Origin of the sequence: Methanococcoides vulcani, from assembly GCF_900111645.1 — an archaeon.
In the GTDB taxonomy this organism is placed as follows: domain Archaea; phylum Halobacteriota; class Methanosarcinia; order Methanosarcinales; family Methanosarcinaceae; genus Methanococcoides; species Methanococcoides vulcani.
Map to the genome: position 1 here is coordinate 101083 of NZ_FOHQ01000003.1, position 24240 is coordinate 125322.

The 24240-nt window shown below is 42.5% G+C and carries 25 protein-coding genes; 10 read left to right on the top strand and 15 right to left on the bottom strand.

The window, feature by feature from the left end; translation table 11 throughout:
• Positions 1-45 precede the first annotated feature (45 nt).
• The 6 genes from BMX02_RS05805 to BMX02_RS05830 form a co-directional block, all read right to left on the bottom strand.
• A complete protein-coding gene (locus tag BMX02_RS05805) occupies positions 46-942 on the bottom strand; it encodes a thermonuclease family protein (protein WP_091689757.1) in 897 nt (298 codons plus the stop codon).
• Between the two features lie 735 nt (positions 943-1677).
• Entirely contained in the window at positions 1678-2328 is a 651-nt protein-coding gene (gene phoU, locus BMX02_RS05810; protein ID WP_091689758.1) for a phosphate signaling complex protein PhoU, read from the bottom strand.
• A 4-nt stretch (positions 2329-2332) separates the two neighbouring features.
• On the bottom strand, positions 2333-3100 hold the full coding sequence (gene pstB / locus BMX02_RS05815) for a phosphate ABC transporter ATP-binding protein PstB (protein WP_091689759.1): 768 nt from the start codon (positions 3098-3100) through the stop codon (positions 2333-2335).
• Positions 3101-3122: 22 nt separating this feature from the next.
• Positions 3123-3980, bottom strand: coding sequence for a phosphate ABC transporter permease PstA (gene pstA, locus BMX02_RS05820; protein WP_091689760.1), 858 nt, complete (start codon positions 3978-3980; stop codon positions 3123-3125).
• Positions 3980-4873 (bottom strand): phosphate ABC transporter permease subunit PstC, encoded by an 894-nt coding sequence (gene pstC / locus BMX02_RS05825; protein ID WP_091689761.1) that lies wholly within the window; start codon positions 4871-4873, stop codon positions 3980-3982. Before pstC ends, pstA begins: the two co-directional genes overlap by 1 nt.
• 37 nt (positions 4874-4910) lie before the next feature.
• A complete protein-coding gene (locus BMX02_RS05830) occupies positions 4911-5777 on the bottom strand; it encodes a PstS family phosphate ABC transporter substrate-binding protein (RefSeq protein ID WP_091689762.1) in 867 nt (288 codons plus the stop codon).
• 335 nt (positions 5778-6112) lie between these two features.
• On the opposite strand from BMX02_RS05830, the gene BMX02_RS05835 reads away from it, so the two are divergent.
• Together BMX02_RS05835 and BMX02_RS05840 are read left to right on the top strand one after the other, a co-directional pair.
• A complete protein-coding gene (locus BMX02_RS05835) occupies positions 6113-7483 on the top strand; it encodes a dihydroorotase (protein ID WP_091689763.1) in 1371 nt (456 codons plus the stop codon).
• A 68-nt stretch (positions 7484-7551) separates the two neighbouring features.
• Positions 7552-8454, top strand: coding sequence for an RAD55 family ATPase (locus tag BMX02_RS05840; RefSeq protein ID WP_091689764.1), 903 nt, complete (start codon positions 7552-7554; stop codon positions 8452-8454).
• Here BMX02_RS05840 and BMX02_RS05845 read toward each other — a convergent pair.
• Entirely contained in the window at positions 8434-9135 is a 702-nt protein-coding gene (locus tag BMX02_RS05845; RefSeq protein ID WP_245725352.1) for a DUF1614 domain-containing protein, read from the bottom strand. The two genes, BMX02_RS05840 and BMX02_RS05845, sit on opposite strands and share 21 nt — an antisense overlap.
• Before the next feature lie 489 nt (positions 9136-9624).
• The gene (locus tag BMX02_RS05855) at positions 9625-9783 is read right to left on the bottom strand and encodes a CxxC-x17-CxxC domain-containing protein (RefSeq protein WP_091689767.1); all 159 of its coding nucleotides are present in this window, start codon (positions 9781-9783) and stop codon (positions 9625-9627) included.
• 493 nt (positions 9784-10276) lie between these two features.
• Between BMX02_RS05855 and BMX02_RS05860 the strand changes: the two genes are divergently transcribed.
• Positions 10277-10480, top strand: a complete 204-nt coding sequence (locus BMX02_RS05860; protein ID WP_135644055.1) for a hypothetical protein — start codon at positions 10277-10279, stop codon at positions 10478-10480.
• Between the two features lie 114 nt (positions 10481-10594).
• Here BMX02_RS05860 and BMX02_RS05865 read toward each other — a convergent pair whose 3' ends face one another.
• The 5 genes from BMX02_RS05865 to iorA form a co-directional block, all read right to left on the bottom strand.
• A complete protein-coding gene (locus tag BMX02_RS05865) occupies positions 10595-11065 on the bottom strand; it encodes a metal-binding protein (protein WP_091689769.1) in 471 nt (156 codons plus the stop codon).
• A 160-nt stretch (positions 11066-11225) separates the two neighbouring features.
• Entirely contained in the window at positions 11226-11651 is a 426-nt protein-coding gene (locus BMX02_RS05870) for a zinc ribbon domain-containing protein (protein WP_210409178.1), read from the bottom strand.
• 139 nt (positions 11652-11790) lie between these two features.
• Positions 11791-13134: a phenylacetate--CoA ligase family protein gene (locus BMX02_RS05875; protein ID WP_244625152.1), complete on the bottom strand. Its 1344-nt coding sequence runs from the start codon at positions 13132-13134 to the stop codon at positions 11791-11793.
• Positions 13127-13744 (bottom strand): indolepyruvate oxidoreductase subunit beta, encoded by a 618-nt coding sequence (locus tag BMX02_RS05880; protein WP_091689770.1) that lies wholly within the window; start codon positions 13742-13744, stop codon positions 13127-13129. The genes BMX02_RS05875 and BMX02_RS05880 overlap by 8 nt, the downstream gene beginning before the upstream one ends.
• Positions 13741-15624: an indolepyruvate ferredoxin oxidoreductase subunit alpha gene (iorA, locus tag BMX02_RS05885; protein ID WP_091689771.1), complete on the bottom strand. Its 1884-nt coding sequence runs from the start codon at positions 15622-15624 to the stop codon at positions 13741-13743. Before iorA ends, BMX02_RS05880 begins: the two co-directional genes overlap by 4 nt.
• Positions 15625-15852: 228 nt before the next feature.
• On the opposite strand from iorA, the gene BMX02_RS05890 reads away from it, so the two are divergent.
• Both BMX02_RS05890 and BMX02_RS05895 read left to right on the top strand, forming a co-directional pair.
• On the top strand, positions 15853-16200 hold the full coding sequence (locus BMX02_RS05890; RefSeq protein WP_244625174.1) for a hypothetical protein: 348 nt from the start codon (positions 15853-15855) through the stop codon (positions 16198-16200).
• Positions 16201-16689: 489 nt separating this feature from the next.
• Positions 16690-16971: a hypothetical protein gene (locus tag BMX02_RS05895; protein WP_135644052.1), complete on the top strand. Its 282-nt coding sequence runs from the start codon at positions 16690-16692 to the stop codon at positions 16969-16971.
• Positions 16972-17368: 397 nt separating this feature from the next.
• On the opposite strand, the gene BMX02_RS05900 is transcribed toward BMX02_RS05895, so the two are convergent.
• Positions 17369-19012: an ATP-binding protein gene (locus tag BMX02_RS05900; RefSeq protein WP_091689774.1), complete on the bottom strand. Its 1644-nt coding sequence runs from the start codon at positions 19010-19012 to the stop codon at positions 17369-17371.
• Between the two features lie 292 nt (positions 19013-19304).
• Between BMX02_RS05900 and BMX02_RS05905 the strand changes: the two genes are divergently transcribed.
• Positions 19305-19694: a GNAT family N-acetyltransferase gene (locus BMX02_RS05905; RefSeq protein WP_167879310.1), complete on the top strand. Its 390-nt coding sequence runs from the start codon at positions 19305-19307 to the stop codon at positions 19692-19694.
• Between the two features lie 126 nt (positions 19695-19820).
• Here the strand turns inward: BMX02_RS05905 and BMX02_RS05910 are convergent, their stop codons facing one another.
• Positions 19821-20000, bottom strand: coding sequence for a hypothetical protein (locus BMX02_RS05910; protein WP_091689776.1), 180 nt, complete (start codon positions 19998-20000; stop codon positions 19821-19823).
• A gap of 404 nt (positions 20001-20404) precedes the next feature.
• Here BMX02_RS05910 and BMX02_RS05915 point away from each other — a divergent pair, with 404 nt between their 5' ends.
• The 4 genes from BMX02_RS05915 (at position 20405) to BMX02_RS05930 (ending at position 24197) form a co-directional block, all read left to right on the top strand.
• Positions 20405-20671: a 2TM domain-containing protein gene (locus BMX02_RS05915; RefSeq protein WP_091689777.1), complete on the top strand. Its 267-nt coding sequence runs from the start codon at positions 20405-20407 to the stop codon at positions 20669-20671.
• 470 nt (positions 20672-21141) lie between these two features.
• On the top strand, positions 21142-22098 hold the full coding sequence (locus BMX02_RS05920; RefSeq protein WP_244625151.1) for a cache domain-containing protein: 957 nt from the start codon (positions 21142-21144) through the stop codon (positions 22096-22098).
• 223 nt (positions 22099-22321) lie between these two features.
• Positions 22322-23809 (top strand): sodium/proline symporter PutP, encoded by a 1488-nt coding sequence (putP, locus tag BMX02_RS05925; protein ID WP_210409177.1) that lies wholly within the window; start codon positions 22322-22324, stop codon positions 23807-23809.
• Between the two features lie 79 nt (positions 23810-23888).
• The gene (locus BMX02_RS05930) at positions 23889-24197 is read left to right on the top strand and encodes a hypothetical protein (RefSeq protein ID WP_091689778.1); all 309 of its coding nucleotides are present in this window, start codon (positions 23889-23891) and stop codon (positions 24195-24197) included.
• Positions 24198-24240 lie beyond the last annotated feature (43 nt).

A 24240-nucleotide genomic window follows, 5' to 3' on the forward strand; every position in this document is an offset into this window, starting at 1 on the left:
TATTTCCCTTGTTTCCTAACAAATTAGATCCGAAACTTAGTTCCTTTAGCTAATTGGCGGAAAGTCAGAGAGTTGTTCTAAATCTGTAAGGACGATTTGGGGTTTATACTTATATTTTTTGACTTTCCCGCTAACATAAACATAACCTCGCCCATGCTTGGCATAACGCTTTTCAATAAGTTGGAGCAGGGGGGCTGCTTCTTCACCATCTACGTTTGGTATCCACAAATTGAATTTGTGATGCTTTGAACCTGCGTAGATCAGTGCTCCACCACCAGTCCATTTATTTATTCCAGATTGAAGATCGCAAAATACCGTGGCGAATTCTTCATTTTCAGCTGTTTTTTTGATGGTTTCATAGTCAAGTCTTACAGAAAGAACGCCTGCATCAACACCAATTTCACGATAATCTTCGATGACGGATGCTCGAAGCGACCACCAAGGTAACAAGGTAGTGTAGTCACGAGACAGTCCACCGCAATTGGTTTCCGGATTCCATATTTGAAGATTGTTAGCCTGTGCTTCCGCTTCCGCAATCATAAATTCCTCATGATACAATCTTGACCTGCCATACTTAACAAAGTATGGGCTCCATCCTTCTTTAACAAGTTTTAGATTATAATTTTCATCGCCTTTATGGACGTAGCACAACAGGCGGTTATAGTTTCCGCGATGCTTGGCTAAGCAGACATGCTCAGGGTCATCGGTGTCAAATTCGATGCTAACCTGAACAAATCCTCCTCCTGGTGAAGTGAAATACTCTTTTGCCATTTCAGTTGCTGCCTTCCCTGCTTTTGTAACAGGTTTTGAACCCCCTGAATAGCTTTCCTCGGTATCAACATCGATAAGTCTCAGAGTTTCTTCTTCCCCTTTAATCAGTACCTTAATAGTGTCCCCATCTACTACTTTTGTCACTTGAAGGTTTTCAATTCGTGTTCCCATTTTGTCTCCCCCATTCACTCATTTTAGACAATGTCTTGCGGATAAAAGAAGTTCGCTAATGGATAAATTTGAATGAAGCATGGCGAAGCCTTTTATCCGCTGTTAAGCGACAATTTTGGCGGCAAAAATAGTTTAACCCCCCACTATTGTCCGCATCATATCTAATTTCAATGATCGGGATCATGTCTTCCCTATCACACTAGACATATACATATAAAAATTTATAGTATATATCAGTAGTTTATTATAATTTTATGCGATAGATATAGCATTATAAACATAGCATAATTTTATACCATTCATATAATTATTTTTTTAATAGATAAAAATAGAAATTTATTAAATAGATTAAATTTGGAGTGTGGTGATTAGCAAGACAACATCTTTCCAATTGTTAAAAAGAATGGAGAATTCCGATAAACCTCCCCAACAGAAGCAAAATTTATAAGCAAATGTTATAATTTTATATTAGATCCTTAAAGAGCTTTGCTTTTAAAGAAGACATTCATTTGATTGTGGAATGGGTTAGAAGGAAGCGAACAATATTGATATGCAGGAGCTTGAAGGAAATGCGGTTGAAACCTATCTTGATATCAAGAAGGTTCATGAATGAGTGCTTGTTCTGACTCCTGATGATGTTAGGGAGATGGGAATCGAACACAGGAGTACGTTGAAGAGGATCAAAGATAAAATAAAAAATGATGTTCGATAAGGTTCAAAGAACCTTATCAGTTTTCAGTTCAAATTTAGTCTCTGGTTCGTTACCATATAGACGACACTTTCACAGATGTTGCATGCATGATCTGCAATACGTTCCAGATACCTGAGAACAAATATCAGATCTACTGCATTTGGAATAAGGATCGCATCATCTATCATCATTTTAACCATCTTTTCCCATGTGGAATAGAACAATTTATCTACCTTTTCATCCTCTGCAGCGGTCGCTTTTGCAAGTTCGGCATCTCCTTCCGCGTAGGCTTTGATAGAATTGCTGAGCATATTCTGGGCGATAGATGCAATGGTAGTTATTTCGGACAATGGAATGGTATGTTCTACTTCGATCTTCTTGACGATCTCTGCAATATTGACCGCAAAATCGCTCATTCTCTCAAGGTCGATCGCGATCTTGTACGAAGCTGTGATCAGGCGGAGGTCACCGGCCATTGGCTGCTGAAGGGCTAACAGGTGTGCTGTAGACTTTTCAACGTCATACTCGTAATTATCAACGGCTGTATCCATTTCAATGACCTTTTCTGAGAGCTCAATATCAAGGGTTTCCAGAGCCTGTATTGAACTGGCCAGCATTTCCCCGGATACCTTCCCCATCTCTTCTATCTCTGATTTTAAGTAATCAAGCCGCTCAACGTATCTTTCTCTCACCATAAGATCACCCGAACCTTCCTGTAATATAATCCTCTGTACTCTTTACCTGTGGATTCTCAAATATATTCTTTGTCTTTCCGAACTCGATCAGTTCCCCGAGAAGGAAAAAGGCAGTATGGTCAGAAATACGAGCTGCCTGTTGCATATTATGTGTTACGATCACAATAGTGTAATCTTTTTTAAGCTCAAGGATCAGGTCCTCTATCTTGGAAGTGGATATAGGGTCAAGAGCACTGCATGGTTCGTCGAACAGGATTATTTCAGGTTTGACAGCAAGTGTTCTTGCAATGCACAATCTTTGCTGTTGTCCCCCACTAAGTGAAAATGCCTGGTCTCCAAGTCTTTCCTGAACCTCTCCCATAAGGGCAGCATCTTCGAGTGCCTTGTGTACCCTTTCATTGGTCTCTGATTTTGAACAGCCATGTATCTTCGGACCATAGGCAATATTATCATAGATGGACATGGGGAAAGGGTTTGGCTTCTGGAAGACCATTCCGACCTTTTTCCTCAGGTCAACGACATCTACATTTTTATCATAGATGTTCTCATCATCAACAAGTACCTCCCCATCTATCCTGCATGATTTTACCAGGTCGTTCATACGGTTCAGGCATCTGAGGAATGTGGATTTTCCACAGCCTGAAGGACCTATCAATGCAGTAACGCTTTTCTCCGGTATGTCAAGTGAAATGTCTTTAAGCGCGTGTTTTTCACCGTACCAGAGATTAAGATCTTTAATATTGATATTCGTATTAATTTCATTTTTAGACATAGGATCATCCTTGAATTCTCTTTTACCTGTTCAATTTGTTCCGGTAATGTCTTCTTATTACTACTGCAATGCTGTTCATGAAAACAACTATCAAGAGCAGTATCAGTGCTGTTCCATACTGGATCGGACGTGTCTGTGTTATACTTGTACCTGAGGTTGCCAGTACGAAAAGGTGGTATGGTAATGCCATGAACTGGGAGAACACCGAATCCGGTATTCTTGGCAGGAAGTATGCGGCTCCTGTAAGCAGGATTGGTGCTGTTTCGCCTGCAACCCTGCCGATGCTCAGGATTATACCTGTCATCATTCCGGGAATTGCTGCAGGAAGTATGACCTTTCTTGTGGTCTGCCATTTGGTAACACCAAGTGCGAGGGAAGCTTCCCTGTATTCCTGTGGTACTGTCATCAATGCTTCTTTGCTCGCACGAATGATCACGGGCAAAATGAGCAAAGCCAATGTCAAAGAAGCCGACAGGAGAGAAGCTCCAAATCCGAAGTATTTGACGAACAATGCCAGTCCGAAAAGACCGAACACCACTGATGGTGTACCTGCAAGATTATTGATCGCCATCTCAATGGCCCAGGAAACACGTCCCGGAGTTGAATATTCATTCAGGTAAACTGCCGAGAGTATGCCAAGAGAGATTGCGAAGGCCATTGAAAGTCCGATCAGCATGAGACTTCCCACAATTGCCGGATAAATGCCTCCTTCGGTCATTCTTTTCATTGGCATCTGGGTTATGAAATCAAGGCTGAGCACGCTGTAGCCGTTCATAACAATGTAGATCACAAGGATGGATACGAAAGCGAGAACAATTGCCATACAGAGCTTCAGCGTGGCAAATGCCAGTTTCTCGGAGGTCTTTGGTCGAAGTAACATCAAACTCCCTCCTGAAGCCTGTATTTCTTCTTAACACTGTCAGCGATAAGATTGATTATGAACGTTATTAGGAAAAGCACAGATCCGACTGCGAACAGCGCATGGAAATGTTCACTTCCCTGTGGGACTTCTCCCATTTCAAGTGCAATGGTTGCGGTCATGGTCCTTACGGGATCGAAAAGTCCTTCGGGGATCCCGGGTATGATCGCAGTGTTTCCTGTTACCATCATGACGGTCATGGTCTCTCCGATCGCCCTACCTATACCAAGCATAACGGCTGCGGAAATACCTGACAATGCTGCCGGCAATACTACCCTGTAAATGGTCTGCCACTTGGTACTTCCAAGGGCAAGGGAACCTTCCTTGAGTGCAGCGGGCACTGAATTTATAGCATCCTCTGATACTGATATGATGGTAGGTAGCGCCATCATTCCGAGCATGATAGAACCGGCCAGTGCGGTCTGTCCTGTGGGGAGGTCTAATAGATCCTGTAGCAATGGGACTACTATTACAAGGCCGAAGAAACCATAAACAACTGAAGGTATACCTGCGAGGATCTCTACAAATGGTTTGATCAGCTGTGCCACTTTAGGGTCTGCAAGTTCTGATATATATACCGCGGAAGCAATGCCAAGAGGTACTGAGAGAAGGATGGCTCCAGCTGTTACGATCAGTGATCCTGTTAATAATGGCAATAATCCGAATTTTGCTGGCGATGACGATGGATACCATGAACTTCCGGTTATGAACGAAATGATGGAATGATCACCGAACAAAAGGAATCCTTCCCTGAAAAGGAAAAAACAAAGAAGGAAAAGAGCTACAACTGTAACTCCACTTACCATTAAGAGAGTGGATTCAATTGCTTTTTCCTTCTTTTTTCTATGCAACATAAGTCATCCCTTAATCCTTAGAGGATCGTAAAAAAGATCAAGCAGGGAAGTATCCTACTTCAAAGATCGTTTCTTCTCCGGTCTCACTTGAGACGAACTCGATGAACTCAAGTGCAAGGCCTGTTGGTTCACCGTCGGTGTAGAAGTAAAGTGGTCTTGCAAGTGGATATTCACCGGAAAGGATGTTCTCGGATGTTGGTTCTTCAGCACCACTGCCCTTGTCGACTGCAAGTGCCTTTACGGTCTCGTCAAGGTAAGCAACACCGACATAGCCGATAGCGTTCTGGTTCTGTGATACAGTCTGGGTGATTGCTCCTGTTGATGGATTGATAAGTGCATCAGCCCTGTATTCATTGCCTTCCATTACTTCGTCCTTGAAGTATTCGTATGTACCGGAACTGCTGTCACGTGAGAGGACGACTATTTCACGGTCTTCGCCACCAACTTCATTCCAGTTGGAGATGTCTCCTACATAGATCGCTTTGAGCTGTTCGAATGTCAGATCAGATACAGGGTTTTCCGGGTTTACTACAATAGAGATACCATCCCATGCAATTGTCTGCTGTATAGGATCGACACCATTTGTCTGTGCATTCTCGATCTCTGATCCTTTCATTGCTCTTGATGCCATTGCGATGTCAACTTCGCCATCAATGAGTGCTGCAATACCGACACCTGACCCCCCTCCGATGATGGATATTGTGCTTTCAGGGTTTTCTATCATGAATTCCTCGGCTTCTGCCTGTGCAAGTGGAAGAACGGTATCCGATCCCTTGATAATAATTGACTGCATTTCTTCACTACCGGAATCAGTAGTGTCATTACCCACACACCCTGCTCCGAAAAGAGCAAGTGAAGTGACCAGCAAAAGCGTGATCATATATGACATTGATTTCTTGGACATTGGTTTTTTCACCTTATTGAACTAAAGTGGTTTTTGTTTTCAGATCTGAATTCTAATGTCTCGACCTGTAAGGAAGGAAATAAGGTGAATCGTATATAGTATTTCTCTGTATATTCTATATTTCAATATATAATGCTCAATATCTTATATATTAATATATATTCTATATATTTTAGAAAATTTGATCGAATCGTTCAGTCTTTACTTGTACAAGAATAGGATAACGACGAAAGCTAAAACAACAAAGAACAGTTTTATAATACATAAAAAAGTAAATCCCAACGTTGACTTCATCATGATCTAAATTTCATAATTTTCAAAAGGAGCTCCGATCTATGACTGATATCCTTATTAAGAACACAAAGGTCTTCTACAACAACTTTTTGCAGCCAGGAGAAGTATTGATCAACAATGGAAAGATCGAGCGTATTGCAAAGGATATCACCGGAGCTGACCCGGACCTTCTGATCGATGCTAAAGGAGCACTGACCATACCTGCAGGCATAGATGCGCACGTGCACTTCAGGGAGCCGGGTATGATAAAGAAGGAAGACTGGCACACTGGTTCATGCTCGGCAGCAGCAGGCGGAATTACTACTGTTATAGAGCATCCGAATACCATACCTCCGACTGTTGGTAAATCCTCTTTTAAGGAAAAGCTGAAACTGGCAAATCGCAAGTCTGTAATTGATTTTGGTATCAATGGCGGTGTAACACAGAACCTTGAATCCCTTTCATTGCTCTGGGAGCTTGGAGTGACATCATTTGGCGAGATATTCATGGCAGAATCCACTGGTGGGCTGAACATAAACGAAGAGGATTTCTCGCAGGCACTCGGGATCATTAAAGAGCTTGATGCGGTGGCCTGCATTCATGCCGAAGATGAGAACATCCGCCTGGAAAATGAAAAACTGCTTAAGAATGACCTTTCCCCGTCATCACATTCACGAATACGTTCAAACCTCTGTGAAGGATATGCTGTCGAGAAAGCACTTGAAGTAATTGCAGAAAAGGGTACAAGATCACACTTCTGTCATATCAGCACACTTGAGGCGCTGGGGCTTATCCGTAAGGAAAAATATGTTGCAGCAGCAGAGAACCGCGAGCATACTGTTACCTGTGAAGTCGCCCCGCACCATCTGTTCTTATCTACAAGGGACTGGGACAAGCTGGGAACTTTTGGAAAGATGAACCCGCCACTGCGTGACCGCAGAAACGTGAAAGCGCTTATGAACGCGGTCAATGATGGAACTGTGAATGCTATAGCTTCAGACCATGCACCACATTCTGAATTCGATAAGGACCTTGATATCAGGAGTGCACCATCAGGTGTTCCGGGAGTCGAGACGCTTATGCCGCTCATGCTCATGGCGGTCAAGAAGAACATTCTTCCGATCGGCAGGATGATCGAGGTCACAAGCAGGAACCCTGCGCATATATTTGGCCTTGATACACACCACTCAAAGGGAGTTTTTGCGGAAGGGTATGATGCAGACCTGATCATTGTTGATACACGCAGTGCAACTCCTATTAAAGCTGACAAGCTTCACAGTAAAGCCGGCTGGACTCCATTTGAAGGCATGGATGCCATCTTCCCGATGACCACGATCGCCAGGGGTGAAGTTGTCTGGGAAAATGAGGTCATTGCTGAAAAAGGACGTGGCAAGTTCCTTGAAGGACGTGGCTACCCTAAAGAAGAGCAATGATGGACATAATATTCATATCTGTGGACACATGAAGTAAGCCTTAAATATATAGTCTTCAATCTACGTTTATGGCAAGAAACAAGTTCCCTGTTCACACAACATTAAGTTCTGACGCTATTAAGATACTTGAAAGGTATGAGAAGGAACTTGGAGCCAAGAACCTTGTACTTGAAAAGGCGCTGATGTCCCTTGATAGTAGCAAGTTCAAATCCAAGATCGATACGAACAATATCGAGAAGGCTATCAAAAGGGTCAATACTGGTGTTGTCGGGCTTGATGACATGCTTGAAGGCGGTATTCCTGAAGGATTTACAGTTGTTGTGACAGGTCCTCCGGGAACAGGTAAAACTACCCTTTGCATGCAGTTTTTGATGGAAGGCATCAAGAACGATGAGAAATGCCTCTTTTTCTCCTTTGAAGAAAGGATACAGCAATTAATTCAGCATTTCATGCGATTTGGCTGGGATATTGGCAAGCATATCGACGATGGCTACCTTGAGGTGTTCGGCATGTCAATGTTGTCATTTGAGGAGATCGGTGAGATTATAGAGGCGTATAAGCCACGACGGATCGTTTTCGATTCCCTGAACATGTTCACTGATCCTGCTGAGTTCAGGAAATCCCTGGAATGGCGTACATTACATAAGATGCTTAAGACAAAAAATATCACTTCTTTCCTTGTAACTGAAAAAGAGTTCGGAATTGAGACCAAGTCATATGACACATATGATTTCCTTGGGGATGGGATAATCTTCCTTGATAAGATGCAGGCAAATGAGGTCGAAGCAAATCTGACCCCTGTTATGGCTGTCCAGAAAATGAGAGCTACCCGCGTGGACGCTTCCCCGCAACCGTTCAGGTTCACAGATAAGGGTATTTCAAAGTACAGGACCGTAAACCTTACAGCCAGCAAGCTTCAGGAGAGGATGAACATGCATCAGAATTCTTCTTCAAACGAACCAGGATATTAATGCTGCAACTATTGCTGTCACATATACTGCTTTAAAGCTTCCAACCCCGCCAAGGTTGATGAAAGCACTTCCTTTATTCTCTTTATCGAACATCAGAAGTCCGGTGATATTTCCCAGAAGGATACCACCAATACCTGATACGAATACAACGGTAGCTGCATTCTCCGGTGCAAAGATCAATGCGAAAGGCACTGCTATGAGTCCGATGTAATCCGGCATCACAATGCCAATGCCGTTGACAAAATCAGAGAGAAGTGTTGCAGCTACTATCATGATCAGCATGATCTCAAGCCCTACAAAGTCAGGCTGGAAGACGATCAGGAATAGCATTACAGCAAAAGGAACTATGAAGCCCCCGAGGTTGAGGGTAATGACCGTATTAAATGCCAGCTTCATGCTGGATGAGATATCTTTTACCAGAGGTACTGAATAGACCTCTTCCAATGTTGCTGCATCCCTTTGAAGATCCTGTGTTTTCTTTGTTCTGATCGTACTGACAGGGAGCTCAATATTAGCACCAAGAAGCATGAGAACCAGTATGATGAAAAGCGGATAAGAAGATATTATCCCTAACGAAAGCTCCTGCTGATAACACAGGACCGCCATAGGCAAAAGCATGAATCCAAAGATCAAAAACATGCGAATCTCTGATTTATTGATATATCCTCTCATTGTTCTCATTAACAAGAGCACGGTTTTAGTTATTAAATATTTCTAAAGGATATTCAATTAAAAAGCAAAAAAGCATATCTATGAGCCAGATAAATATTCCCTCTTAAAAGCAGGAATATCATAATGAAAGAACAATTGATGAAAGAACTAACGTGGTTTGCTGTTCTTTTGATTGCATTTTTGGGTTTAGTGACGATCCTGTCACAAGAAAATAGCGGGATGGATATCTGGTCTTACGTCATAGTAACAACTGCTTTTACAGTTGTCTGGTTCATTAAGAGTTATTTTTTCAAAACGTTTGGATAACTGGTAAATGTTGGTTTCTGTCATGGATGGATCAGAACTAATATGGTCTTGTTTATGATACTCAAGACTGCTTAAAACAAAATTTGATCTAAAAATTAATCCAAAAATAGATCGTGCGATCATGATAGAAATATTCTATCTAATCGCACATTTCACTTTGATCTTTATGAAAATATTATTATTCACATCCACTTAGTATTTTTTAGGTGGTCTGTGGCTCTGGAAGCATTCCCTGCAGTATACCGGTCTGTTTGGGTCCGGTACGAAAGGCACTTCTGTTTCCTGACCGCAGTCAGCACATTTTGCTTTGTGCATCTCTCTTGGTCCGTTGTTGAAACCTCTTCTTTCCATTTGTTTTCCTCCCTTTATATTTTATACCAATTCGATCCAAAAAGCCGCACTTGGGAATCTATTATTCTTGGGAGGTCTTGATGAACTAGTTGACTAATGCCACTCATGGTCTGACCAGATATATCACTGTTGGTTTTCAGATATCTGAAAACAATGGTAAGGCAGTAAAACGTTGAGCTGCTTTTCGAATGATCCTCAAAAGGGTGTTTATGAACTATTTATTGATCATGGATCTGAGAAGATCAAGGATGATCCCGGCATTTCAAATCGTTAAGCAGGCTCAGGCATTTACTGATGTGGTAATTATCACTTAGTTTGTGTGATTTTGCTTAATTTGTTTTATGTGACTGAATACAAACCTTATTAAAGATAGAGGACATTATACTCAATGAGTTTTTTTAAAGGTTTATGATAATTGGTAATGATTTATTTTCATTTTGTGAATGGATGACAAATGTTCATTCATTTTGTTATATTTGTTATGGGAGCTATAATGTCCGATAAACCAAAATGTGCTTTTTACGGTGAAACTAATGATGTTCATGCTTTGATCAGTTGTGTTATTAGAGCATTGGATAAAGCTGATATGAATAAAGAGAAACTTGAATACATCAGGAAGATCAATCATGAGGGGAATATGTTCGATTCAGCTATTAAAACGTCAAGTGATTATGTGGAATTTGTTGAAATTGAATAAATTCAAATATTTATTTTCAGGATATCTACTACCCTGATTTATGCACAAGGTACAAAAATAACCTTCAAAATTCCCCTTTCCGGAATTTAATAGAACGAAACTTCTCACTAATTCTCAAAAATAACGTTTCGTTTTTGATATCAGGAAGTCCGATATTATATGGATCTCCATTGACAGACACATCCCTGCTGTGGCTGCTAGAATGAACCTTAAAGGGATCTTGTACAGATCAACACCTATAAGCAGCAGCAAAACTGCCACTATCAATGCAAGGTTAATCACAATGGAAAGGGGTCCGATGACAGGATTATGAGAAAATCCCCTGTGTTTGAATATAACCTTGTAGGGCCACCAGAGGATCTTGAACATCTTCCATCTTTTGTAGGGTTTGCTTTCGATATCAAGGTCCGGGCTAAGGAAGAATGTTGCAAACAGATAAGATATAGAAAAGACCGATATCCTGTAAATATCCAGATATCCGACAGCCATCTCATTTTCCTTCCATATCGTAAGATAGGAAAGGCCTGCCAGTATAACTATCAGCACTGCAATGTTTATCTTGTCATGTGTTTTTGCGTCTGGCATTGTTCATTCGTTTCCTTGATTTGAATTTTGATCTTTAATGATGTGGGTGATATTATATCTTCGCATCATAGTACTGTTTCCATATCAGGAAACAAAAATGTTTCTGGGAAACATGCCTTTAGTTCAGGTCAAAATCTGATGTAAAACAGGGTTTCTGTGTTTACAGTAACCCCATCCAAAGTAAAATAGCGGCAAATACTCCGATCAGAATCAAGAAAACCAATATAAAAAGAATGTAATCTGCACGATCTGCTTTTTTGAATGGTATCTCAGCTGCATTCATTTTTTTTGAGGTGGTGTAAGCATCATAAACTCCATATATACATATTATTAGTCCCGGGATAAGAAAAGTAACCCATCCAACAACAACACCTACTAATATTCCAATTCCTTTTCTAAGTTCACCGTTGTAAACTTGTCCTAAACCACTGAATAAAAGGGATAAAACAGCTGCTAATCCAGGATCCTTGGGAGATTGTAATGTTGGATCTCGTGTGCCAGTGGGAACTCCACATTTTGGGCACATTGCAGCTTTTTCATCAATCTCTGCTCTACAATTTGAACAAAACGTCATTGGCTTTCCCATTAGTAAATCTTGCACAGTTCAATAACTTCTACTATTAAATAGAAACTATTTATAATGTTTGTTTTTAAGAATCACACTATAGCAATCTTATTCACTGTACAGATTTGAGAAGGTATTTTGAAAAAAGAATGGGGTCTTTTTACATATCCCTGTTATCAATGACCCTCTTGCTCTTCTTCTCACTGCGGGGGAGTTCTCCCATTCCGACGCATTCCACATCTACACTGATACCTATAAAGTCCCTGAAGGCTTTATACAGTACTTTTGCAGCTCCTGAATTTATTCCAGGGTCATTTGCACCATCGATCTCGACCCTGAAGAGCATTGAATCCCTGCCCTGTTTCCTTTCAAGAACTATCTGGTATTCGCTGCTGACGCCTTCGACCCTCTGTATGACATCCTCGATCTGGCCGGGATAGACGTTGACACCTTTGATCTTTATCCTGTCATCGGTACGTCCTAGCAAACGGTCTATGCGAGGGAAGGGGCAGCCACATTTGCAGGGTTCGGGGATGATGCGTGTAAGGTCCCTTGTCCTGTAGCGTATAAGGGGTGCACCTTCCTTTGTAAGAGTTGTTATGACAAGCTCCCCAAGGGTTCCATCGGGCAACCTCTCTTCTGTGACAGGGTCTATGATCTCAAAGAGCAGGTGGTCTGACCAGTAGTGAAGACCATCATGCATGGAGCAATCTATGGCAACACCGGGTCCGTATATCTCGGTGAGACCGAAGATGTCAAAGCTCTCGATCCCGAGCTCATCCTCGATACGGGACCTCATCTTAGGGCTCCAGCGCTCGGAACCTATGATCCCGACCTTCAGGTTGATATTGTTCCTCAAGCCTCTTTTGTTGATCTCCTCTGCAAGGAGGAGGGCGTAGGATGAGGTGCTTGCAAGTGCTGTGGACTTGAGGTCGAGCAGCATCTGCAACTGTTTTTCTGTATTTCCCGGTCCTGTTGGAACTGCCATTGCCCCGAGAAGCTCGGCACCTGCCTGAAAACCTATGCCTGCGGTCCAAAGTCCGTATCCGGGTGTGATCTGTATCCTGTCATTTCTGGTAAGACCTGCCATCTGGTAGCAGCGCATCATCATATCTGCCCATACATCAACATCCCCCTGTGTATATGGGATAATGACAGGACTGCCGGTTGTGCCTGATGACGAATGTATCCTTATGATATCCTCATCCGGGACAGCCTGTAGACCCAGGGGGTAAGCATCCCGTAATTCCTCTTTAGTGGTAAACGGAAGCTTTGCAATATCTTCCAGGGTTTTGATAGAATCGACATCTATCCCAGCCTCTTCGAACTTCCTCTGATAGAAGGAGCTTCCCAATGCAACCCTTTTGAGAAGCTGTTTGAGCTTGACAGTTTGCTCTTCCTCACATAAACTGAATCGTTCATCCTCATTTTCAGGAGCGTTTTCCTTTAGATCATTATTCACACAAACATTGAACATTCGCATCACCTCTGGAAGATCAGACATCCATTGCCTGCTGTTCAGGGTTCTTTATACCTGAGACCCTTTCGAGGGACATGTCAAAGGCCTTCCTGTTCACATCCCTGTACTTTTCCGGCACCATCTTCTCAAGCACATTCCACAGATCCCCGGAGGAGAATGGAATTAGATCGGCACCTGCAGCTGCTGCCAGCATGGCAACGTTTGCTGCCCTGTAGGTCCCTGCCTGCTTTGCAAGCTGTGTGAAATCGACAGATAAGATATCCCGACAGTTCCCCTTCAGGAATTCGAGGACCTGATAAGGATCGTATTCAACACATCCATTTAGAACAGAGGGCATTACAGCATGCTCATTTACAACAATGCTGCCATTCATGCCCAGAAAATGAATGTTCCTTGCAGCCTCAGCAGGCTCAAGTCCTATTATGAGGTCGGCATTTCCGGATGGGATAAGTGAGCCGCATACCTCATCCCCGATCCTGATATGACTGGTAACCGACCCTTCCCTCTGGGCCATGCCGATGGTCTCAGCGGTGGTTACATGAAAACCAGCATCCATGGCAGCCGTTGCAAGCAGACGGGATGCAAGCACAACACCCTGTCCGCCCACACCCGCGATAAGAATATCGAATTTCATTGTGAATCCTCCTTTAGAACAATAGCATCCGATGGACAGACCTGTGCACACAGACTGCAACCGGTGCAGTTGTCCTGTATGACCGGTAGCCCGGAAGATGTCGAGAATATGGCAGGGCATCCAAGCTGAGAGACACACAGCATGCAACCGGTACATTTTCCTTCATCAACCACATATTGCTCCTTTCCTTTTGTGATCCCCACACATCTTCCTTTGAACACGACAGCAGAAGGACCTTCGAACTCCATGGCCCTTTTTGCCGTATCTATGCATTCGCCAAGGTCATTGACCTCTATGGTCTCGACAAGATCCACCCCGCAGCTTCTGAGGACATCGGCTATATCAATGACCTTTGTGGAAACGCCTGTGGCTGTCAGACCAATACCCGGATGGGGTTGATGACCTGTCATGGCTGTGGTCCGGTTGTCAAGAACAGCTACAGTGATGTCAGCATTGTTGTATACTGCACTTATCACAGCGGCAACCCCGGAATGGAAAAAGGTAGAGTCACCGATAAATGCCACCTGTTTTGCCTTCTGGTCCCTTTGATAATGATGTGTATGGGACAGACCTGCTGCTATACTGATCCCTGCCCCCATGCAAAGACATGTGTCCACCATATTGAGTGGCCTGGCATTTCCGAGGGTGTAGCATCCGATATCCCCTGAGAATATGGACTCCATGCCTTTTTCTGTCCTCAATTTCCCGGCAGCCTTTTTGAATGCGTAGAATACCGTCCTGTGCATGCAGCCTGCACATAATGTGGGAGGTCTTACGGGAAGTGGAGGTACATTCTCCTTATCGATCACAGGTGATGAATGGTACAGGAAAGGAACGTCTGTATTGATATCTTTAAGTGAGCTGTTCACCCCATCGATAACGGTATCGACGTTATATTCTCCGCTTAGAGGGAAATGACCGTTCTTTTTTCCATATATGTTCATATCGAGATGATGCCTGCCTATCAATTGCAGGAACTGCTCCTCAAGGTATGGGTCAAGTTCCTCGATCACTATCAGGTCTGTGATATTGCTGAGGAATTCAAGGGCTGCCTTTTCAGGGAAAGGATGGACTGTCCCGATCTTGAAAAGGGAGAAGGTTTCAGAGCTATCCTTTATAGCTTCCTTTGCGTACAGATAGGAAACACCAGAGGCTACCATGCCGATCTTGCTGTTTCCTTTTGATATTGAGTTAAAAGAGTTCTCTTTGAAGTACTCAGAAAAACGATCTGAGAGCCTGACCTGGAGCTCTTCAAGCCAGGGGTGCCTTTGGGCTGTCAGTTTCGGGAATATGACCCACTTTGGATCCTTTACAAAACCCTCTATGTCACGGGATGCCGGGTCTATGTCCTCGATCATTACATCAGCACAGCCATGGGATACACGCGTCGTGGTCCTGAGTATCACAGGGATCTCCATTTCATGTGATAGCTTGAAGGCCAACTTTGCCATGTCATAAGCCTCCTGAGGAGTGGAGGGGTCCAGGACAGGGATATTTGAAAAGTGACCAAAGGCCCTTGTATCCTGTTCGGTCTGGGATGAATGGGGGCCGGGGTCATCGGAGACAAGGATCACAAGCGAACCCTTTACTCCTATGTAGGAAAGGCTCATGAGGGGGTCTGATGCCACGTTCAGTCCCACCTGTTTCATGGTGACCATGGCATTGGCACCCGAGTAGGCGGCGCCCACTGCTGTTTCAAGTGCCACCTTCTCGTTGGTCGCCCATTCGGCATATATGCCATATTTGTTCGCATTGGAGATGATGGTCTCCATCACCTCGGTCGAAGGTGTACCCGGATAACCGCTTGCTATCTGAACGCCGGCCTTCATCGCTCCAAAAGCGATCGCTTCGTTGCCCATTAATATACGTTTACTGGTCAATATCGTTCCTCTTGAATGGTAATAGGTATGAAAAGAAAATAATTAAGCAGATTCACATATTGGAGCTGAAAGATTGCATATATTTATGCATTGATGTGGACATATGCACTTCTTTGATGAAATATAAATGTTTTGTTTTGAAGTTACTTTTTATAACGTAGGAGCATCATGAAAACTGATTTATGACATTGAACTTAATAAAATAAAAGGTGTTCAAAATTGAAGAATGTGATCAACAAGAGTTTCGAAATAAAAGATTACGCCATAAAAGATTCACAGATCAATGGATTCTGGATGACATTGCTGGACAAGGAAACACTAACAACCGAAATAATCTATAGTCCGGATAAGGATGGAACCTTTGATGCAGGTGAAACAAAAAGGATGATACAGGAGATCACAAAAAAATGTGATAATTTCAGCTCATTGCTTCCAGAGAACATTACCTGCGAGGTCATCTTCAAAGACCTTGATGACCTGACATATATTGCAGATGAAGGCAACTTTGAGGTAGAATACAGGGAAATGGATGAGATAAGGGTTGTTTATAGGTTCCATGTTCAATATCACATTTGATCATTTCAAGGTTTATATTTTTAAAAAAATGAGATGTTAAATCCTGTAGAAATCCGATTACCTTCTTAAGATCCTATACATGTAGAAACATTGCTGTTACAGCCCAACTTTGACAGTTCTATTTTTTAACCCTATAGAATTTGACAGTTGTTACTAAATTAAATATGTGTATTAACTAATGTTATGTAAAAACTATAATTTGTGATATGTTCTTATTTTAGTTGCAGATTGGGCAAATATTGATGGAAATAAGCAAAATACCACCAAAATTAGCATTAATTTTTATAAACTGTCAAATTAGGGTTACAGTGTCATCATGGTCAAAGATCAAAATACTATGTCATGGACAATAAATCATGTCTATATGCCATTGTAAATTTCAAAACTCCTGATCTGTTTTTTTCCAGCATATCAGAAGGTTCTTCAAATTCCATCCTGCCCCCCCCTTAAGCAATTGCATTGCTTGGCTTCTGGTTGCCAATGAGAGGTGTGCACCAGCGGATTCATGAGATCAAAGAAGCAGAATTAAAATGGACACGCGAAAAGATACACCAATCTGAAACCCTCCTGCATAGCGGTTCACCGGACATATCACCCGGACATATGGCAGATCTGGTTGCAAATCTTAAACTCATTGAAGATGTGCCGGAATGGCCTTTTGAAAGCTTAACAATTGTGCATGTGATGGCCTATTTACTGATCCCGCTGGCGTCCTGGTTGGGTGGCCTGCTAATCGAAAGCCTGCTGGAGATCGTTTTTGTCATGGGATAATGATGGATGAAACTTAAGTTAACGTATTCAAAATAGGTCTATTTATTTCGGAAAATGTCTTTGCAGTCTGGAGAGCTGATTCTGATGATCGAAGGCAAAAGATACTGCATATGTTTTATTCTAACTGGTAGAAGATGGGATCATCAAAGGGTACTTTGTATTACATGAAGCAAAACACCAGGAGTGATAAGCCGTTTACTCTCCATCCTCATGTGAGAGAGAGGTTGGAAAAGTGGGAGGAGATAATTCGAATTTGTTACTGTAAAAAACATCTACTTTGAATTGCATGAAGTACAACGATAAGCGTGATGACCTGTTGTAGTTTCAAATGATGGTTGCAGATCTACAGGGGAACTATCTTCTGATCAGATGGATCTGTTAAACCATCTGGAACAAATCAGTAGGATGGGTTTTCAGGTTCATTTGGTATGCTAAATCCAAATGTACTTCCTTTTCCAAGTTCACTTTCTACCCAGACCTCACCACCATGCATTTCAACAAATTTCTTGACAAGAGCAAGGCCAAGCCCTGTACCGCCATATTCTCTTGAGTTTGATGAATCCACTTGGAAGAAAGGCTTGAACAGTTTTTCCTGATCCTCCGGTGAAATGCCGATGCCAATATCCTTTACGAAGAAATCAACAGCCTCATCAGAAATTTTGCCACCAATGGTCACTGCCCCTCCCTGACCGGTGAATTTTATGGAGTTGTTAACGAGGTTGTAAAGGATATGCTTGAATTTTGGCATGTCTGCTTTTATGGTAGGCTTTTCGATATCGATGTTACATGTCAGGTCGATGCCCTTCTTTTTTGAAAGAGGTACCATCAATGCTTCTATTTCATCAATAGCATCGGATACCCGGAATTCATTAACATGAAGTTCCATCTCCCCGGTTTCAATGTTTGAGAAATCCAGAAGATCATTGATAAGCTTCAAAAGATGATTTCCATTGTTAAGAATCGTGGATATGTACTTTTTCTGCTGTTCATTCAAAGAGCCGTAATCTTCACTGCAAAGCAGATTCGAGAATCCGATGATCAAAGTAAGAGGAGTTCTTAGCTCATGGTTTATATTTGAGATGAATTCGGTCTTGGCCGTGTTGGCAGCTTCCGCAGCAAGTTTGGCATGGAGCATTGCCTCCTCTGCTTCCTTGCGCTCGGTGATATCCTGGACAATTCCCTGGAAGTGAGTTGCTTGTCCCTTGCCGTTCCTCAGAATAAAGGTCTTTTCACTTACCCATAATAACTTTCCATCCTTTGTTATCAAACGATATTCCGAGGTATAGTTGTCACTACCATCCTCGCACTTCTCTGCAAGTGTATCCCATACCATTTGATAATCATCGGGATGGACCAGATCACCATAAGTAATTCGTCCAAGTATGAAATCCTCAGCTGAATAACCAAGCTTTGAAACATTCTCAGAAGTATAATCTGCAGGCCAGAAATCCTCTGCCCTCCATAAGAATACCATTGTAGAACTATTGTTTATGATATCTTCCAGAGCCTTCTGTTTCCGAATTGCTTCCTCAAAGGCAAGATCATTGTTCTTCTGTTCAGTAATATCATCCGCAGTTAGCAGCACAAGTGGTTCATTATTTTGTTGTATCAATGTTGTTGAAATTAAAAAATTAAGTGTTACAGACTTGTTATTGGTTACGATTTCCAATTCGCCTTCCTTTTTGTAAATGCTTTCACCGGTTTCAAAAGTGTGCATTACAGAGTTTCTTACAGTACATTCTGAGCATTCTCTGTTTTTCCCGCAACCTTCGCCTTTGATCGAATTCATACATCCAAACAGTTCACCACCAAGGAGGCCAATACTATCTTTTTTTTCTTTCCCTAATGCAATAGTAGCAGTCCGATTGATGTATTCAACTTTCCCGTCCTGATTAACAAGGATCATGATCATAGGAATATCCTCAAAAACAGGACTTAAGATCTCAGGATCTACAAACAATTCGGTAGGATCTTTACAAGATCCTTCGACAGCAAATTCACGCTGAATTATATTACTTCCATCCAGATTAGCCCCCTCCATATTCCCTATATATACTGTTGAATTGTTTGTATTATGTCGATATGCTAATTAGTATATTTTATGGTTGTATATATAATCCTATGATTTGATCTTTTGAGCGGTGTAGGCTTAATTTAATAGTAATTCCCAATAGCAAAAGCAACTTAAAGCAATGCTGTCATAAATTGTTATATTCATAAGTAAAGTTTATTGATAGTTATTTATGGTCAAAATGCAAACCCAAAATGCGAAACAAAGAAGCTGGCATATACGAAAAGCTTCAATCGATGATGCGAAGTATCTCAAAAGTTGTATGGATCTGGCTTACACAAAGTATCTGGACAGGCTCAAAGGGGAACGATTACCGCCTATGGACGTTGATTATGAAGAGGAGATCACCTATTTTCCTGTCTGGGTCGCTGAATCTGACAAAGAGATAGTCGGTGGCTTGATCTTGATCTTCGAAGATGATTATACTACAATAGCAAATGTGGCGGTACGACCTGATTTCCAGGGAACTGGTCTAGGCCGGCGGCTAATGGATCTCGCTGAGTCAGAAGCTAAACGCAGAGGCTATCTGGAAATGCGTTTAGCAACTCATGTATTATTAACCGAGAATATTTCTTTTTATCATCATTTGGGGTGGTCAGAGATCGGTCGTGATGATACCCGTGTTTACATGAGAAAAACTATCAATGTTTAACGATAGACTTGAAGTTCGATAATAATTTTTTTAAAGCAGCTTATCTGATGATCGTGTGCTAAATTGCAGACCCATAGTGTTTTTTGTGATAATTATATCCCCCATATTTTTGGGGGAAGGAATCCCTTAATTTCCATCAACTATGTTCTCTGTAACTGAAGATTTACAGGAACCACCCGAGCAACTGTAGAGACCCATGGACATGGAATGTTCACCACTAACAAAAAGAGCATTTAAGACCCTGTCTGCAAACCTTCCTGCGACAACCGTAAATGAAGGGGCATTTAGACCAATTACACGACTCATTGTATTTTCACCTGTAACTATAGGATATTCGCAATAATACATAAGGATATCGATATTAATTACTGGAAGTAATAATGCGTTGTTGTTAGTTCCGGCATAGTTCTGACAAGCTTATGTCTTTTATCCCCAGACATCCGCTTGCGGATCATATCCCAAATCCTACGGAACGTTTTTTAAAAAATGTTGTGCAGATACTTCGCACCATCTGGTACACCTTTCTAGCGTTGTATATATCCCCTCTTTTTTATGTGGGGATATTACAAAGAAAATATGGCAACGGTTTATGTGGTAATTACCACAACCCAGTTACTGCTTAAAAGAACAGCTCTATATTTCTGCAAAGTTGGACACATCCCAAAATATCAAATAGTTATCCCTCATTTTACAAAAGGGAGTGGTATTAAATGGAAGAAAGAGATGACAAATTATTACGTGCCCAGGAACGAGTAAAGGAACTCAAAAAGTTCTACAACCATCTAGCAGTATACTTGGTGATTATGGTCGTGCTATTTTTTATCGACTATTCTGATGGGGGAAGCTGGTGGGTTCACTGGCCGATTATTGGATGGGGAATCTTTGTAGTGCTACAAGGAATTAGTGTGAGCAAATTCGGTAAAGGTTGGGAAGATAAGAAGATCAAAGAGATCATGGAAAAAGAAGAAAAAGAATGAGCTCTCCCTTAATAGTGCCCATCCTCTGACTCAACTTATTCAGAATAAGATCCACGGCTAATTAGAATTAAAATCTACATTGTGGTCTACTGTTTCAACGGCAAATGTCCTTAGAGGATTCAGGGGATTTAATGCAGGTAAGAAATGGAAGAAGATGGGTTTCTCTAAGGGTACTTTGCATTATATGAAGCAGAACGCTAAGAGCAATACGCCGTATATTTTGAATGCTCATGTTAGGAATAGGTTAAGAGAATGGGATATGACGGTTAAAGGGGTCTGATAGCTTAAACTATGGTTAGCCTCTTGTACTTGATTTTATATCCTTTATATCCAGTTTAAGATAGTATAGTCTATCAGCAAATATTATGTCTCCTGCTTTTGTTAATACAAAATAAGAAGATTATGGCTGAAATTCTTGAGAAATCTTGAAAGACGCTAATATTTATTAATGTAAACTCCAATTCTTATTTATGAGAACTAATACAATCCTTTTTACTGTTGCACTCGTACTGATAGCTGTCCTTGGCGCCGGCTGTACAGACACCGATACCGCTCTTCCTCAGAACCAATCGGAAGCAACGCCGACCGATGCGCTGTCGCCAGCTTCCAGTTCCACCGTATCTCCAGGTGAGCTCGTGGCATTCGTCGAAATAGCCTATGAATATGCGCATGTCCATGGACAGGAAGCCGCTCTCAGGGAGTTCAATAACCAGACTGGCCAGTTCGTTGACGGCGAACTTTATATCTTCGCCTACGATACCGAAGGCACCACACTGGCCCTTCCATTCCAGCCCGAGGTCCTCGGGATGAACCGGTGGAACATCACTGATGCAAACGGCACCGCGTTTATCCAGGATATGGCAGCCACCGCACAGTCCGACGGGGGCTTCGCCCGGTATCTCTATGTAGACCCTGCAGATAACTTCACGGTCAAACAAAAACTCAGCTACGTGATGATGGTGGACGAGGGCTGGTTCATCGGAGCCGGTATCTACGATCCGCAGGAGGATTCGCCGGTCGTGAGGACGGGCACAGATTCCCAGGTAAGAGAGAGCTTGGAATCCTTTGTAGGGGAAGCGATTGCGTATGCCCATACGAACGGAAAGGATGCCGCGATCGCGGAGTTCAATGACCAGAACGGTACGTTTGTCCGCGACAATCTCTACATTTACGCCTTCGATTATAATGGATCGACCCTGGCGCTCCCCTATCAGCCCCAGTTGATTGGAACCGATCTCTCCGGGCTTCAGGACCCCTATGGCGTAAATTACACCCAGGTCGAGATCCTTCTGGCGCAGCAAGATGGTGGTTTCATCTTCTACCATTACCATAACCCAGCTCACAATATGACCCTTGAACCCAAGATGAGCTATGTCCAAAAGGTCGATGATACCTGGTGGCTCGGTGCAGGAGTCTATTTGAGCTAATAACGAGAACGGATGCATCTAAATTTTTTTCAGTTCCTCGATGCATCCATCTCTTACCTTTATATCCTTTTGAAAATATAGATAATGTGGGGCAGAATAGCTTTGCAAAACAGTCGTTGCTCAAGGATTTTAATTCCTCGCCGAAAAATTATAGCATTGATAACGGAAAAACTGTATCTTAAGACCAATTCAAAGACCAATGTCCACAGGAGATCATTAATTCATGGAAATTACATCCGGAAACCAGAGTGTTGTAATCATAATTGCATTATATCTGCTTTTTATGCTAGCGATCGGTTTTTACTATTATAAGAGAACCGAGAACCTGTCCGACTATATTCTTGGTGGCAGGAAACTGAACAAATGGGTAACCGCTTTAAGTTCCGAGGCATCGGACATGAGCGGCTGGCTGCTTCTGGGATTACCCGGTTATGCGTACCTTGCAGGAATGGAAGCGATATGGATCGCCCTTGGACTGGGAATCGGAACATACCTTAACTGGAAGTTCGTTGCCAAGAGGCTTCGAAAATATTCAATGGAAGCAGGTGATGCCCTCACAATTCCAGTGTATTTCGAGAACCGTTTCCGTGACAAGAGCAAACTCCTGAGAACGATCTCAGCCCTATTCATCCTGATATTCTTCCTCTTCTACACATCCTCCGGTTTCGTTGCCGGCGGTAAGCTTTTCAGCACGGTCTTCGGGGGCGAATATGTCACAGCGCTTACCATCGGAGTGCTTGCCATCATCTTCTATACTTTCATGGGAGGATTCATGGCAGTCTGCTGGACCGATTTCTTCCAGGCCCTGCTCATGATCCTTGCTATTACATTAGTACCTTTAACAGCCATGAACGGACTTGGAGGTATCTCTTCGACAACTGATATCATAAGGACGATCGATCCAAGCCTCCTGAGCCCATTAACAGGTTCTGACGGGACCATGATCTCATTGATGGCAATAGTATCTCTCATGGCCTGGGGATTCGGTTATTTCGGACAGCCACACATCCTTGTGCGTTTCATGGCCATCAACAACCTTGGGGAGATCAAGCAGTCCCGTGCAATAGCCATGTCATGGGTCACCATCTCCCTCGTATTTGCAGTGTTCATCGGTCTTGTCGGAAGGGCCTTTGTTCCCGAGTTCCTTGCAGGAGCAACAAGCGAGACCGTGTTCATAGTAATGGTCAACAGCCTCTTCCACCCGATCGTTGCAGGAGTAATGCTGGCAGCGATCCTGGCAGCCATAATGAGTACTGCTGACTCACAGTTACTTGTGGCATCTTCTGCTTTTACAGACATATACACGCTGCTCTTCAAGTCAGATGCCAGCCAGAGACAACTTGTCTGGATGGGACGGTTCACGGTTATCGGAATCTCCCTTCTTGCATACTATTTCGCACTCGACCCGGAAAGTTCAGTCCTTGAACTTGTAGCCTATGCATGGGCAGGATTTGGTGCAGCTTTCGGCCCTGCCATCATCTTCTCACTATTCTCAAAGAAGATGACAAGGAATGCAGCCCTTGCAGGAATACTCATTGGTGGTATCACGGTCATCGTCTGGAAACAGCTCTCAGGTGGAATCTTCGATCTCTACGAGATCGTACCGGGATTCGTGCTTTCCAGCATTGCTATCTGGCTGGTTACCAGATTTGGTGAGGAGCCGGAACAGGAAATACAGGAAGAGTTCGAGAAAGTTCAGAGGTCGGTCTGAACTTTTACCTTTTTTGTTTACTTCTAACTATTTCGGCAAATATAAAATAATCAAGCACAGTCCCAACAAAGACGCCTAGTTGATAAAAGTCGAAGGTACACTATCCGATATTGATGAGTTATGGGATGCATTATCAAACGAAGTTACTGCAAGGACTGCCGCTGATGAGATTCTGCAAGACCAAATCTCACAGTTTGAAGAATGGAATGAAAGTTCCTTTAATGCAAGTGAGTACAAGGGGTGTCAATTTCAGATAGCATCGCTTGATAAGGTACATGCTGAAAACAAGGATTTCACGCTATTTCCTGGAAATGACGTTGAGTATAATCTTCTAAGGAAGACTTTGGAGCTGAACGGTAATTTTGCAGAAAGTATTAAAAAATACTGATCTAGGGTGATTCCAGATCAAATATAAGAAAATATGCTGGATG